Origin of the sequence: Tengunoibacter tsumagoiensis (assembly GCF_003967535.1) — a bacterium.
In the GTDB taxonomy this organism is placed as follows: domain Bacteria; phylum Chloroflexota; class Ktedonobacteria; order Ktedonobacterales; family Ktedonobacteraceae; genus Tengunoibacter; species Tengunoibacter tsumagoiensis.
In genome coordinates this window covers 5,163,585-5,176,891 of record NZ_BIFR01000001.1, presented here as the reverse complement: position 1 = coordinate 5,176,891, position 13,307 = coordinate 5,163,585, and the positions used below count along the sequence as shown (strand labels likewise).

General features: G+C 49.7%; 13 protein-coding genes. 4 read left to right on the top strand and 9 right to left on the bottom strand.

Annotated elements, in window-relative coordinates:
- Positions 1 to 58 precede the first annotated feature (58 nt).
- The 3 genes from atpB to EL628_RS20515 all read right to left on the bottom strand — a co-directional run bounded on the left by atpB (position 59) and on the right by EL628_RS20515 (position 2,466).
- Entirely contained in the window at positions 59 to 955 is an 897-nt protein-coding gene (gene atpB, locus EL628_RS20525) for a F0F1 ATP synthase subunit A (protein ID WP_126581722.1), read from the bottom strand.
- Positions 956 to 1,028: 73 nt separating this feature from the next.
- Complete coding sequence (locus EL628_RS31045) at positions 1,029 to 1,220, bottom strand: AtpZ/AtpI family protein (protein WP_371859676.1); 192 nt, start codon at positions 1,218 to 1,220, stop codon at positions 1,029 to 1,031.
- 286 nt (positions 1,221 to 1,506) lie between these two features.
- Positions 1,507 to 2,466 (bottom strand): hypothetical protein, encoded by a 960-nt coding sequence (locus EL628_RS20515; RefSeq protein WP_126581720.1) that lies wholly within the window; start codon positions 2,464 to 2,466, stop codon positions 1,507 to 1,509.
- A 587-nt stretch (positions 2,467 to 3,053) separates the two neighbouring features.
- On the opposite strand from EL628_RS20515, the gene EL628_RS20510 reads away from it, so the two are divergent.
- Together EL628_RS20510 and EL628_RS20505 are read left to right on the top strand one after the other, a co-directional pair.
- Positions 3,054 to 4,034 carry a D-2-hydroxyacid dehydrogenase gene (locus tag EL628_RS20510; protein WP_126581719.1) on the top strand — a complete coding sequence of 327 codons (981 nt, stop codon included), beginning with the start codon at positions 3,054 to 3,056 and terminating at the stop codon, positions 4,032 to 4,034.
- A gap of 10 nt (positions 4,035 to 4,044) precedes the next feature.
- Positions 4,045 to 4,623 (top strand): DUF3090 family protein, encoded by a 579-nt coding sequence (locus tag EL628_RS20505; protein ID WP_126581718.1) that lies wholly within the window; start codon positions 4,045 to 4,047, stop codon positions 4,621 to 4,623.
- Positions 4,624 to 4,844: 221 nt separating this feature from the next.
- Here EL628_RS20505 and EL628_RS20500 read toward each other — a convergent pair whose 3' ends face one another.
- The 5 genes from EL628_RS20500 to EL628_RS20480 all read right to left on the bottom strand — a co-directional run bounded on the left by EL628_RS20500 (position 4,845) and on the right by EL628_RS20480 (position 9,662).
- Complete coding sequence (locus tag EL628_RS20500; protein WP_126581717.1) at positions 4,845 to 5,090, bottom strand: hypothetical protein; 246 nt, start codon at positions 5,088 to 5,090, stop codon at positions 4,845 to 4,847.
- 373 nt (positions 5,091 to 5,463) lie between these two features.
- Positions 5,464 to 6,237 carry a zinc ribbon domain-containing protein gene (locus tag EL628_RS20495; RefSeq protein ID WP_126581716.1) on the bottom strand — a complete coding sequence of 258 codons (774 nt, stop codon included), beginning with the start codon at positions 6,235 to 6,237 and terminating at the stop codon, positions 5,464 to 5,466.
- 363 nt (positions 6,238 to 6,600) lie between these two features.
- Positions 6,601 to 7,449: a DegV family protein gene (locus EL628_RS20490; RefSeq protein WP_126581715.1), complete on the bottom strand. Its 849-nt coding sequence runs from the start codon at positions 7,447 to 7,449 to the stop codon at positions 6,601 to 6,603.
- Between the two features lie 119 nt (positions 7,450 to 7,568).
- The gene (locus EL628_RS20485; protein WP_126581714.1) at positions 7,569 to 9,245 is read right to left on the bottom strand and encodes a DAK2 domain-containing protein; all 1,677 of its coding nucleotides are present in this window, start codon (positions 9,243 to 9,245) and stop codon (positions 7,569 to 7,571) included.
- A 24-nt stretch (positions 9,246 to 9,269) separates the two neighbouring features.
- A complete protein-coding gene (locus EL628_RS20480) occupies positions 9,270 to 9,662 on the bottom strand; it encodes an Asp23/Gls24 family envelope stress response protein (protein ID WP_161975630.1) in 393 nt (130 codons plus the stop codon).
- 213 nt (positions 9,663 to 9,875) lie between these two features.
- Here EL628_RS20480 and rpmB point away from each other — a divergent pair, with 213 nt between their 5' ends.
- Complete coding sequence (rpmB, locus tag EL628_RS20475) at positions 9,876 to 10,073, top strand: 50S ribosomal protein L28 (protein ID WP_126581712.1); 198 nt, start codon at positions 9,876 to 9,878, stop codon at positions 10,071 to 10,073.
- Between the two features lie 247 nt (positions 10,074 to 10,320).
- On the opposite strand, the gene rlmN is transcribed toward rpmB, so the two are convergent.
- A complete protein-coding gene (gene rlmN, locus EL628_RS20470) occupies positions 10,321 to 11,511 on the bottom strand; it encodes a dual-specificity RNA methyltransferase RlmN (RefSeq protein ID WP_371859675.1) in 1,191 nt (396 codons plus the stop codon).
- A 190-nt stretch (positions 11,512 to 11,701) separates the two neighbouring features.
- On the opposite strand from rlmN, the gene EL628_RS20465 reads away from it, so the two are divergent.
- Positions 11,702 to 13,177: an MFS transporter gene (locus tag EL628_RS20465; RefSeq protein WP_126581711.1), complete on the top strand. Its 1,476-nt coding sequence runs from the start codon at positions 11,702 to 11,704 to the stop codon at positions 13,175 to 13,177.
- Positions 13,178 to 13,307: the final 130 nt, after the last annotated feature.

Genomic DNA, 13,307 nt, shown 5'->3' with positions numbered 1-13,307 from the left:
AATTTGTATGCGCTCGCAGAGACATCTGCGCGTAGCATCGATAGAATGTTCGATCGGGCTAATGAGCAACGACTGCATCCGCAGCCCGATTTTCGGCATAGGCCTCGTGCGCATCATGCTCGCTATCATCATGGCTATGGCTGGTGGTACCAACCGTCATGAACAGCAAGGTAAGAAACGAGAAGACATACGCCTGAATGACGCCAACGAAAATTTCGAACGGAATAAAAATGATCGTGGCAAGGCCAGGTAGCAGGAAGGCGAAGACCGCCAGCAGGACGCTACCTGCAAAGATATTACCAAAGAGACGGAAAGAGAACGAGATGATACGTCCTAGTTCACTGATGATCTCCAGCAGACCGACCACTAAATCGATGAGACCCATCGCTCCATTTTTGGCGACCGACTTGAAGTTGAAATACTTGCTAAGTTGTTCGCCTGCTCCTAGAGCCTGGAAGCCAAAGATCTGGGTGGTCACGACCGAGACAACCGCCATGGCAATGGTAAGATTGAGATCGGTAGTTGCGGGGCGTAACCAGGGAATCAGTTGATTGGAGTCATCGCCCAGAAGGAAGATCCCAAAGACCGGATGGACTGCATGGTCAACAGCATGAATCGTTCCGATTGTATCGACGCCCGGAATAACATCAAGCATGTTGCACGCTAAAATGAAGATAAAGAATGTAGCCACCAATGGAAAGAACTTGCGGCCTTTCTCTTTGCCAGCGACACCTTCAACCTGCCCAAGCAGAAAATCCAGGAGATATTCAAGGAAATTCTGGAGACCAGAAGGGATCATATCGCGTCTTCGCGTCCCGAAGAAGAATAGCACTACCAGGAAAATGATAGAGATCCAGGTAGCTAATAGTGTATTGCTCACCGGCAGATCAGGATTTCCGAACAGGTCGAAAAGTCTCTCCGGAGCAATCACTATGTTAGGAAGTTTCCAAAGCACTCGGCATCCTCCCTATGTGCCTGCCGCGCGCTGCCAGATCTGAGCTGGAACTTTCATGGTCCTTCCGTCTATCCTATTTAAAGACGCTTTTAAATAAACGGTACGCTCCATAAATCCCTGTGGTCAGGCCAAGCAGCAGCCCGAGAAGTATAAACAATGGTCCGGTATGTAGATTGTTGTCGAGGTAGTACCCCCCGACAGCACAAAAGGCGATGGGGACGGCTATAGTAAAGCCCATTCCGCTCAATGCCCCTAATGTACCCATGACAGAAGGGGGTGACGGCTTTTCTTTCATCCTTTGTATCCCATCTGTTTTCTCTCAATTATACCTGTCGGATTATAGCACACGTCCCGTTTTTTTTGCAATGGTTGGAGCCAGATGGGAAAAATAGGCACGATCTCAGGGAATAGCTCCTGAAGTCAGCTCAGGAGAGCTAGCTATGAAGGTTTCCTCCTCTCGTAGCAACCATCTAAGAGGGTTTTTGTGGATAGAATACCGCTCACAAAGGGCACACGAAGCCTTTTTGTGTTTCTTTTGACTGAGGGGAAGTCTAATCGGGTAGAATCAACAACCGTTGCAGGCGTGTGCCATCAATAATTTGTCCATTGGATTCGTGGAGCTGAATGTATTGCTGATTGAGCAGGTTGCGTAAGGCCTGGGAGAGATCACGGGTTGGCAATTGGATCAGGTCTGCGATCTCTCCCACATTTTTGCGTCCATCCACCATGATATAGAGGCGGCGAGCATGGGCATCGAGCTGAGTCATGATGGTGCGAAATGGGCTATGAGCCTGTTGCGTATCTCCATCTTGCAGGCGTTCTGGAATAAGTTCAAAAATGCTATGGAGGGACTTTTGAGCGGGTGCCTCTGCTAGGAGGGGCCTCTCGGTCTGGAAGAGGAGGCCATGTGCTTTTGCAATGGGGATAGCTTGCTGGAGAATGTGTACGAGCGTTGGCATCAGTCGCTGATTGGGAGGTTGGCGAAAGAAGACCGAGACCACGAGCCTGAGCGGAGTCATCACTTTTCCCATCTCTTCCTCTTTATGTGGTGGAAGGAGCAGGGTGGGGTGGCCCATAAAGTATCCTGACCAGTACCGCAGATTGTGGCTTGCTAAGAGGTTGCCTTGTGGTTGGGCAAAGATAGCGTTTACTGGTTGCAGGATGATGCTTTGCTGCTGACTGATAAGGTGTTCTGCGATCTCCGCAGCCTGTGCATTGGTGACAACATATTGAGGAAGGAGCAGATTCTGCTGGGCCATCGAGCGCAGTTCGACAAATACCTGTCCTGTGCGGTACATCTGTGATGTCCAGAATTGGACGACATCGATTCCTAATCGCTGAACAAACATTTGAGCCAACCAGAAAAAGAGCTCGTCGATGGAGCGAAAATTTGGTGCCACTTGCAGGAGCTGTGTGATAATGACGAGCTGATGATTTCCCATACTTGCCTGACCTGCATAGGTTGTTTTCTGGACGGTAGGCGCAATCCGCTTATCTTCATTTCTTTCCACGTATATACCACCCCTTCTATTGATGCGTTTGAAGCTTATGGTTCTAAATCCTTCTACCTGTTTGCTAACCTATGCTATTTCGCCTAAAAAAAGGCATAACTTGATACATTTATAGAAATATATTAGCATAAAAGGCTGTTTAAAATTGTTAGAATACTATTAAGAAATACAACGCATGCTTTGTATGATATGGTTGATGTTGGCATGTAATTAATCCTGGACTGGAAAATGACAATTTTATGGCACATGCGAGAAAATGGATCTGATCAGGACAGGGGACACGACTGTGATCGGGTCCCCTGCGTGTGCTTTTCTCTCTTCCAGGCTCATGGTCTCTGCTGCGAGAACTGTAACGCTCTGGATGGCCTCCTCCTGGTTGAAAACGCAAAGAGGTGTCAGTATTGAAAGAGAGAGCCCTCCCTCCTGGTTGAAAACGTAAGAGTTGTCAGTATTGAAAGAGAGAGCCCTCCCTCTTGGTTGAAAACGCAAGTGTTGTCTATAATAGTACTATGTACTATGGGTGAAGATGCTGTTGATGATTGCCTGGAGTGGAGCAGGTTTACCATAACGTAAGAGGAGTTATTTGTATGACGGATCAAAGGAAAGTTGTGAGTACGTTTCAGTTCTCATTGGCATCACTGCAAGTTTTGCGAGAGGCTGCTCAGCGTGAAGTTATCTGTGTAAACAGTCGCGAAGATTTTCTGGCGCGTTTGCCAGAGGCAGAGATTCTTTGTGCCTCTGAACTGCCAGCAAATTGGCGATCGTTAACGCCGCAGTTGCGCTGGTTACAGACATCTGGAGCGGGTGTGGATGGTCTCCTTTCGACCGATATTTTAGATCCTGAGAGTGGTGTCCTGGTGACAACTGCGGTTGGTATCCATGCGATCCCAGTGAGCGAGTACGTGTTTGGTAGCCTCCTGCTCTTCAATCGGCGCTGGGCAGAGATGGTACGTTTGCAAGATCGCCATCTCTGGCCTCAGAGCCCCAACTGGTATCATCTGGGAGGGAGAGAGTTAGCGAATCGGACGTTGGGGATTATCGGTCTGGGGGCGATTGGCAAGCGCGTTGCCCGTCTGGCCAAGGCCTACGAGATGCGTGTCCTCGCTACCAAACGAACGGTGACACCAGATCTGCAAGAAGAATACGTAGATCAGCTTTATCCAATGACACAATTACAGGCGCTGTTGCGTCAATGTGATTATGTTGTGATCGCAGTCCCTTTGACTCCTGAGACGACTCATCTCATCAGTGAGGCTGAGCTACGGGCGCTCCCATCGCATGCGTACCTTGTCAATGTTGCACGTGGACAGGTGATAGACGAGCGAGCTCTGATTCGTGCTTTGACGGAGAAATGGATTGCTGGAGCGGGTCTGGATGTAGTGGTGGAGGAGCCTCTACCGGCGGAGAGTCCGTTATTTGCATTACCAAATGTGATGATCACGCCACATATTTCGGGGAGTAGTCCACAATATGATCAGCGTTTAACGAGCCTGTTTGCAGAGAATCTTCGCCTGTATCGGGCTGGCCAACCTCTACATAATCTATATCGTGCAGAACGTGGCTATTAGAGAGGAACTTATGAGTCGAAATATCGGTCTGGTGCATACAATAGGAGCGGATGCCGTTGGGCGTCCGGGTCAGCGCCGTTTTCGTCTGTTTATGCAAGGTAGCTCATCGTCGGCCTTTCTCTGGATGGACAAAGAACAATTAAGAGCTCTATCGGAGGCATTGGATCGCTCTCTCGCCTTATTGACGGATGGACAGATCTTGCGGACAGAAGCCTCAGTGAATGAGCGTCGTGAAATACCAGGATTGCCAGTTGATTTTCCGGCTGCTCCCACGTATGACACACAAGTTGGACAGATGCGTTTGAGTTACGATGAAGGGACAGAATATTTTCTGTTGTACGCAGTGCCAATAGAGGCTGTCTTAGAGAACGAAGAGTCTCAACTGTTTGTGAACGAGGAAGATCTCTTTTCCTGTGCTTTTACCCGGCAACAGGCACAGGAATTATCTCGTGTCATTATTGATCTTATCGCAGCGGGACGTCCAGTCTGTCCGCTCTGTCATGCTCCATTAGATGGAGGGCCGCATGCCTGTGTCAAGCAGAATGGCCATCGTGATATCGTGCGTATAGAAGAAGTTGAAGACGAATAAGAAGGGCGCGATGCATCGCGCCCTTTTCTGTGATCTCTCTTTGGATATTGTCCAGACTACCAGTGTTCCATGATTGTGATTGAGACTGGTATAGAAAACTCTTGCACGATATTGGTCGTAGTATCGATATGATCGATGGCCTTTATGCCAGAACTTGGAAGCCACTCAATGGTAGTATCGACCCATCTGATAGTCCAACCGAATTGAAGGGTCACAATACATTAGCCGCCAACGACACGTGGGACCATCACAATCTGTTCCGCCGTAGCGTCAAACTGTTCGATGCGTTGGATGGGTTGTCCTGGTACCACCTTAAATGCCGTTGCGCCCTTCGCGCGCTCTTGTGCGAATATACGTTCCGCTTCATGGATTGCAGCCGTTGCTTCGGGATCGCCGGTCTGTGCCTTCTGTTCATCCCAGGTCAGGCGGTCATCGCCACGTCGTGACATCACCCGTAATATTCCCACAGTCGTTCCTCCTTCGTAGTCTACGCCATTTCAGATGGCAGTTTCCAACGAACACGCACAAAGGCTACCGTTTGTCAGTTCAGTAGCTCTGCTACAACTAAACGAACTACATGGAACAAAGAGCCAGAGATATCACTCATTAGCACGTTTCGTTGTGACGGTTTGTTCCAGATTTTGGACTGTGTTTTGACCGTGCCTGTTCTGACCTGTTGTCTCTCACGGATTTCGTCCATTTGTGGTATCCGTCAACCTTCTTCCGGGTGAAACACGCTGATATGTCTATTGTACGTGACAGTTTTGCTATAGTCAATCCTATCAGGCCATTTTAGCTGAGATAGCAGAAATTAGCGTGAATTGAGAGCGACTCTTCGTGTCAGGTGGCACTTTGCAGTTTTGCGCCGCATTCTGCGCAAAATCTGGCGGTAATTGCCACTGGTAGCGAACAGGATGGGCAGAAGAGATCAGGGAGAGGGATCTTTGTTCCACAATCCTCACAGAATTTGCCAGGAGTCCCTTCTTTTCGGCAGTGAGGGCAGTGTCCAGTGGTAGGATAATTCTGGACGCCATAGCCAGCAATGGCAGAAGAGGCAGCGGCGTTCTGAGGTGGGGGGAGCTGTGGCGATGAAGGGTGAGATTGAGATGCAGCGATCTCAGGCGTCACTGCTGAAGGGATTGCAGCTAGATTAAATTGTGGCGCTTGATAGTTATTCTGAAGTTGGGCTCGCTGAGCTTCGATATTGAGATTATGTTGAAAATGAGCGCCATCGGCTCGGAGGTCGGGGGCACAGGTGGTACAGAGATTGAGTTGAATGTTAAAACAACGCATACAGACAGTCTGGTGACATTGGGGGCAGGTATGAAAGTTGTGCTGGATCTCACCCCAGGCTTTTTGCAGTGCATTTGCTTGCTCGCTATGCCATTGAGAGCCATAAATTTTTTGTCCCGCTTCGGCGGCTTTTCCCCAGAAACCGTTAAGAAAGCCGCTGCCAATGTCGATAATGTTGCTTGCTGTACTCACTGTTGAACGTTGAGGTCGCGTATCGATCTGCCAGTAGCAGTGTTGACAGACAAAGCGAAAGGCAAAATATCCCTGACTCTGATCGCTCATGTCTTGATAGATGTTAGGAACGATGTAATGTTGCGACATAGAGAGCCTCCCATTAGCCAATTATTTTAAGGTGAACGCCATAGGAGTACAAAATTGTCCATGTTCTTACCCAACTGAGAGGGCTTCCAATTCCGGGTTGGTTCTCTGGAGGGTCTTGCATCAGGAAGAAAAACAGACTGCATTGGGCTGATTTCCTGCGTTGAGTGTGCTCGCCCGCCTCTCATCCTCTTCCAGGCTCATGGCCACTTCTGCGAGAATGAGAGTACCCTGTCCAATTGACAGGCGAGAGAGCACACAGTGCGAAAAAAAGGAATGTAGGAAAGTTCGCTCCCTGGCGTAAAGCTGGTCCCTATGATGGAACCTCTTTCCGCTATCTGGTTCGCATCTCCAGATTGATGCATGCTATTTTTTTGCCGAGACTGTCACGATCGCAACTGTACCGGGGCCGGTATGAGTGCCGATGACCGCACCCAGTTTGTAGCGTTTGATCTCCCCGGCATAGCTCTCTTTCAGGACATCATAGAGTTGTTTGCCAACCTCTTCGCCTGCCTCACCGATGGCGAGCGTCTCTAATGGCTCGCTCTCGCTCACGATCTGAGCAATGCGCGCAAAAGCCTTATTACGTGTACGTGGCTGTTCAACGGGAATGACTGTACCATCCTTCAAAGAGATGATTGGCTTAACGCTGAGCATATTGGCCAGGAGAGCTTTTGCGCCGCCGATGCGTCCGCCGCGTTTCACAAATTCTAGCGTATCTAACACCGCAAAGAGTTTGGTGCGCTCATAGTGATCGATCAGGTTCGCCTTAATCTCTTCAATACCCAGCCCCTGCTTCGCCTCTTCAACTGCTTTAAAGAGACCAATTGACATTGCAGCACTAATATTTTTGGAATCGATCACTTCAATTGGAATTGTGCGCTGCTCTTCGGAGAGAGAATCGCGGGCAGTGCAGGCTGATTGGTACGTTCCACTTAAGTTTGCAGAGAGATGGACGGAGATAATACCAGTGGCTCCTTCCTCAATTAAGCGGAGATACGCCTCCTGAAATTTGGCCGGTGCGGGCTGTGAACTGCGTGGGAGCGTTGCGCTGGCTTGTAACTTCTGGTAGAAGCCCTCATTATCGAGATCAACGTTGTCAAGAAAGGTCTCCTCATCAAAGAAGACGCTGAGAGGAACGACGGTAATGCCATAAGCCGCCGCCTGTTCGGGTGAGATATCGGATGTGCTATCGGTTACGATACGAATTGTCATCGCCTGCCTACCTTTCAAATATGGGGATTGTCAAATATGGGGATTGAAGATAGCTCTTGCCGATCCCTTCAGCTATGTACGCTTATATAGAACGTATAAAAGAAGGGATCGGCTTTGCACTACTCTACGGAGAGGGTGTAAGCGTAGTAGGGCTGTCCTCCATCAACCACCTCAATCTCCAGTTGTGAATGTCTGCTTTTGAGCTCCTTAGCCAACTGCTGGGCCTCGGTCAGAGAGATCTCTTTGCCATAGTAGAGCGTTACAATCTCGTACTGATCAATCTGCATTCGCTGTAATGTATCGTAGATCACCTGTGAAAGTTCTTGACCTGCGACGGCCAGATTCCCGTTGATCACGCCAATATAATCGCCTTCGCGAACATTGACGCCCCCCAGTTGTACTGTGCGAACAGCCGTCGTAATCTCGGCTGTCTGTACTTGTTTAATGGCCTCAGTCATCGACTGACAATTGCTGGCAAAATCTTCTTCAAATTTAAAGCTCATCAGAGCAGAGATGCCCTGTGGTAAGGTTTTGCAGGGAACGACATAGACCTCTTTTTTGGACAGGCCGGTTACCTGTTGAGCACTTAAGACAACGTTGCTATTATTGGGTAGGATAATCACCTGTGGTGAAGGAAGTTTTTCGACGGCGGCCAATAGCTCTTCAATACTGGGGTTCATCGTCTGACCACCAGAGACGATCGCGCTAACGCCCAGGCCCTGGAAGACCTTCTCAAAGCCATTGCCAGCGACGACCGCTACAACGGCAATTGGAGGTATCTCTGTGGGTGCGTCCTCATCGGCATGTTCGGCCTGACTTTCGGCTGCGTACGTGAGACTCTGTTCTTGCAGATTTTCAATATTGATATCGAGCAGGCTACCGAGACTGACACCATAGTCCAGAATCTTGCCGGGAGTTGGTGTGTGAGTATGGACCTTGAGCAGCTTCTCATCGCCTGCGACAACCGTGGAGACGCCCCCCATATCGATAATCGTCTGACGAATGGTCTCCACATCGAGATTGGAGCCATGGAGCAAGAAGACCACCTCATAGCCAAACTCTTCTTCAATCGTTACGCGCCCTTTTTTCTGATGTTCAGCGGGAGTGGGGAGAGAAGTAATGGGAGCATGAGCAGTGGATTCACCGCGAACATAACGAAGAATTCCTTCGAGAATTGTGCAGAACCCCTGGCCACCAGCATCGACCACGCCGGCCTGTTTGAGAGTTGGAAGGAGATCTGGAGTGCGGGCAACCGATTGGCGAGCAGCATTCACAATCTCTTGCATCAGAGCCACAAAGTCATCGCCCCGTTCAGCGCTTCGCCTGGCCCCTTCAGCAGTCTCGCGGACAACCGTCAGGATCGTCCCTTCGACCGGTTTAATCACTGCTCGATAGGCCAGAGTCGATGCTTGTTGGAAGGCATCAGAGAGATCCTGGGGAGTAAACGTAGCTTTATCGCGTAGACCTGCGGCAATGCCGCGCAGAGTTTGAGAGAGAATCACGCCAGAATTTCCACGAGCGCCCAATAAAGCATCATGGGCGACCTTGGAGGCAATCACACCCGCCGAGGTTTCCTCGCTATTAACAATATTGCGAATAGCAGACTTCATCGTGGCGGCCATGTTGGAGCCGGTATCGCCGTCTGGGACGGGGAAGACATTGAGAGCGTTGATGTACTCACGATTCTCCTCGAGCCATGCAGCGCCTGCAAGAATAGCTTTGCGGAGATCCTGGCCATCGAAAACGCTAATGCGTCTGGCTCGTTGGCGTTTGGTGGGTGATAATTTTTCCTCCATAGCGGCTGTGCTACCTCAAGTCCTTTATTTCTTTTCGGTGGATGGTCCATGGATAAGCCCCTGGACATTGACATTCACCTGACTAACGGGAATACCGAGCATCTTTTCGGTTGAGAATTTGACACTACTCATAATATTGTGAGCGATTTCGGAGATGCGTAGTCCATATTCCAGTGCCACATACACGTCGATAATTAATTGGTCATTGGTAATAGTAACCTTCACGCCTTGATTGCTCTGTTCTGGTGCCAGGAGCACGGCTTGTCCATTGCGCAAATGGGCGGCGGCAAGCCCCAACACGCCATAGCAACCATATGTTGCCTGGACTGCAATACTATGGATAGCATTGGGGAGTACCTCGATTTTGCCGAGGGGGCGTGAGCCATCTTGCGGTTGTAGAGCAGATGCTTTTGGCATATGCATGTATCTTCTCTCTTGCCAAATTAGCCAATATCAGTTATACTCGCATAACGTGTTCGGATTATCCAACACCAGTACACGAGTTTTCTTGAAGCAGTATACCAGAGGGCTCGAGGATAATCAAGTAAACGATACGGAACACTCAGAGAACCTTCTTACGCGAGAAGGGGTTGCGTCGTGTCCGTTGGAATTTTTTAGGGAGGAATGGAAATGTCAGCAGGTCGTTGTGATATCTGTGAGCGCAAGCCGATGTACGGTAACAACGTTCCCTTTTCGCAGCATCGTACACGCCGCCGTTTTGTGCTCAATGTACAGCGCCGCCGTATCGAGGTGAATGGTTCGCCAAAGAACGTCAATGTGTGCACACGTTGTTTGCGGACGATGAGCAAGCTGCCCAAAGTGCGCTAAGCTCTCAGATAAGATGTTAAAACAATCTACAAAGACACTCCTACAATAGAGACAAAACTGATCTGGATGGGGTTATTTATTTGCTCGTGAGTCAGTCATCATATTGCCTGTCTGAGGAGCGAAATGAGCCAGCTAGAACGACTCTGGTGGGGGTGTCTTTGTGTGTTTAAAAGAGTATTGTTCTGTAAAAGAGAATTGCATGCGGTTACGCTATGTCCATGACATGACCGCATGCAATTCTCTCTGGCTATGCTTGAGGGGTAATGACAGGAAGCTCTGTTCCTGTTTTCTTGACGCGATTCTCGAAGCGGGTGCGGAGCTGGCCGCAGGCGGCTGCGATGTCGTCGCCTCGTTCGGCGCGGACGCTATTGCTAATGCCGCGCTCGAAGAGAATGTTGCGAAAGGCGCGGATGGCATCTGGTCCAGGTGTGCTATAGCTGGCCGAAGTGGCGTTGACGGGGATACAGTTCACATGGGCAAACTGCTGCAAAGGCTTGAGAAGCCTGGCAAGCTGTTCAGCATGCTGTGCTGTATCATTGACGCCTGAGAGCAGGACATACTCAAAGGTAACCTGACGTCGCGTAACGGCAATATACTCCTGGATGGCGGCAAAAAGCTCTTCCAGCGGATATTTTTTGTTGATGGGCATTGTCTGCCCACGCAGCTCGTTGGTTGGAGCATGGAGCGAGATTGCCAGATTGACCTGGAGCTTCTCCTGACTGAGCTGACGAATGGCAGGCGCAAGTCCCACCGTTGAGATTGTCATATGGCGAGCACCCAGGTTAAATCCTTCTGGACTATTGAGGATGCGCAGGGCTTGCAGGACATTATTGTAGTTGTGCAGGGGCTCTCCCATCCCCATGAGCACAATGTTAGTGATATGATCGATTGGTGTCGTACCAGGGAGGCCTGGGGCGCTCCAGGCTTGAGTGCGCAGCTCGCGGGCAAAATGCAGGACCTGGGCAACAATCTCGCCCGAGCTGAGATGGCGATCAAAGCCCATCTGACCAGTGGCACAGAATGTGCAGCCAAAGGCGCAGCCAGCCTGACTGGAGACACAGACCGTAGCGCGTGCACTGCTTTCGCCTAAAGGAGGATAGAGCATCAACACCGACTCGACTAATTTCCCATCTGCCAGTTCGAGCAGAATCTTACGGGTGCGATCGTCTTTTGAATGTTGTTCACTGCGCACGATCATCGGGCCGATGGATGCCTCTTCTTCCAGGCGTGTACGCAGAGAAAGGGGCAGATTGGTCATGGCTGCAAAATCGGTGACAAGCTGTTGATAGAGCCAGCTATAGATCTGTTTGGCGCGGAAGGCAGGTTCATTCCGCTCTTTGAGCCACTCTTTTAATTGGTCAAGAGTGAGCGCAAGGAGATCTGTTTTCTTTGGCATGGTCGTTGTGTTAGATAATGATGTCGGTGTTATGGTCGTCATAGCTTCATTATAACACGTTCTGGCTGCGTTATGATGATTGAAATTGGTCTCCTGTGCCCCGAAAGTGGTAGTGTAGGGCATCTTCTTTCATACTTTTTGCTACAATGAAACGTATACCGAATAAGAGGACTATCATTGTAACGTGCTAGTGAGCCTCGTAACACAAAGATGGAAGAAGGCAAGACGGTCTATGTCGATTCCTACTGAACAGACGGAGAAAGCTATCGCCCAGGATCAGCAGGCAAATGTTGCGAGTTTTCGGCAGGTGCTGAAGAATCGCAATTTTCTGTTGCTCTGGCTGGCTCAATTGATCTCCCTTACGATTCTCAACGCAGCGAATTTTGGCCTGATCGTGCTGGTTAATGAGCTTCCCAATAAAACGTTTATGGCTGGTCTGGCGATCATTGCCTTTACATTGCCTGCCATTCCCTTCAGCGCTATTGCGGGCGTCGTTGTGGATCGAATGGATAAGCGCCTTGTCATGTGGGTAAGCAATCTGCTGCGCATGTTTACTATGTTGTTGATGTTTGCTTCGCTATTATATGACCATACGAATGTGTGGAGTCTCTTCGGGCTTATGTTCCTGACTTCCCTGATTGGCCAATTTTTTATTCCAGCGGAGGGGTCGGCTATTCCACTTCTCGTCGGAGAGGGTGAGCTGATGCCAGCTCTGTCGTTGTTCAATGTCTCATTGACGCTCTCACAGGCCCTGGGTTTTCTCATTCTAGGCAGCATTATCACCAAGCTCTTCCCTCCGTTTACGATCCACTTTGGTTCGTTTATGCGTACTGTTCAATCGACGGATACGATGTTCTTGATCGTTGCTGTGCTGTATGCTGTCTGTGTCGTGCTTATTCTGTGTATTCCTGCAAAGGCATTCGCTGAAACTCATTTGCGCCGTCAGAAGAATGAGGTGGAGATTCATACAACATATGATGCGGCAAAGAGTGCTCTTTATACGCTCTGGCGGGATATCATGGGGGGATGGCGCATTATTCGCTCGGATCGTCTGCTCTTCTTCTCGGTGATCCAGCTCTCTGTCGTAGGTATTTTGATGCAATTGATTGGACAGCTGGCTGGTACGTTTGTGCAGGAGATTCTGAAGCACCCGCCAACTGATATGTCCCTTGTCCTGGCTCCGGCTGCAATTGGTCTGGTAGGGGCTTCAATCTTTATGACGAAGATTACGGCGCGGGTAGACCGGATTCATCTGACGACGATTGGTTTTATTTCGCTTGCGGTGGGTTTTATTGTCTTGCCTGCACTGGAATTGCTGGCGATCTTCCTGGATCCAGCGCATGGGCAAGAATCGCTCTGGCTGTTGATTCTGGTGGTGACTGTCTTGATCCTGCTAGGTGTGGCGATGGCCTGTGTCAATATTCCAACGAACACGATCATGCAGGAGAGAGCGCCAGATGCTGGTCGAGCTCGTGTGCTCTCGCTGCAATTTATGATTTATAGTGCGGGCACAATTCCTGTGCTGTTGTTTGCAGGTGCCTTTGCCACCTTTATTGGCTTCAACCAGCTGATAGTGGTTGTGTCGGTAAGCCTCTTGCTTTTCTGCTGGTGGGGTGTGCGCTACATCAAGGGTCATACCAACGATCCTAAAGTGGATTATAGTTTAAACGAGGACGAGGAAGAGATAGAAGCTAATAGCGCTTCATAAAATGTGTTTCAGCACGTATTTTTGAATGAAATCGACAAAAAGGCCTTCTTCCTCAATCGTGGGGGCTGCACAATGGCAGCCCCTCCATGGCCCATGTTCTCGTTAAGCCATGGAGGGGCTCACACAGCGG

Coding starts and splice junctions, on each gene's coding strand:
- rpmB (WP_126581712.1), top strand. CDS start 9,876: ATGTCAGCAGGTCGTTGTGATATCTGTGAGCGCAAGCCGATGTACGGT.
- EL628_RS20505 (WP_126581718.1), top strand. CDS start 4,045: ATGAGTCGAAATATCGGTCTGGTGCATACAATAGGAGCGGATGCCGTT.
- EL628_RS20480 (WP_161975630.1), bottom strand. CDS start 9,662: ATGCCAAAAGCATCTGCTCTACAACCGCAAGATGGCTCACGCCCCCTC.
- EL628_RS20490 (WP_126581715.1), bottom strand. CDS start 7,449: ATGACAATTCGTATCGTAACCGATAGCACATCCGATATCTCACCCGAA.
- EL628_RS20510 (WP_126581719.1), top strand. CDS start 3,054: ATGACGGATCAAAGGAAAGTTGTGAGTACGTTTCAGTTCTCATTGGCA.
- EL628_RS20495 (WP_126581716.1), bottom strand. CDS start 6,237: ATGTCGCAACATTACATCGTTCCTAACATCTATCAAGACATGAGCGAT.
- EL628_RS20485 (WP_126581714.1), bottom strand. CDS start 9,245: ATGGAGGAAAAATTATCACCCACCAAACGCCAACGAGCCAGACGCATT.
- rlmN (WP_371859675.1), bottom strand. CDS start 11,511: ATGACGACCATAACACCGACATCATTATCTAACACAACGACCATGCCA.
- EL628_RS20465 (WP_126581711.1), top strand. CDS start 11,702: ATGTCGATTCCTACTGAACAGACGGAGAAAGCTATCGCCCAGGATCAG.
- EL628_RS31045 (WP_371859676.1), bottom strand. CDS start 1,220: ATGGGTACATTAGGGGCATTGAGCGGAATGGGCTTTACTATAGCCGTC.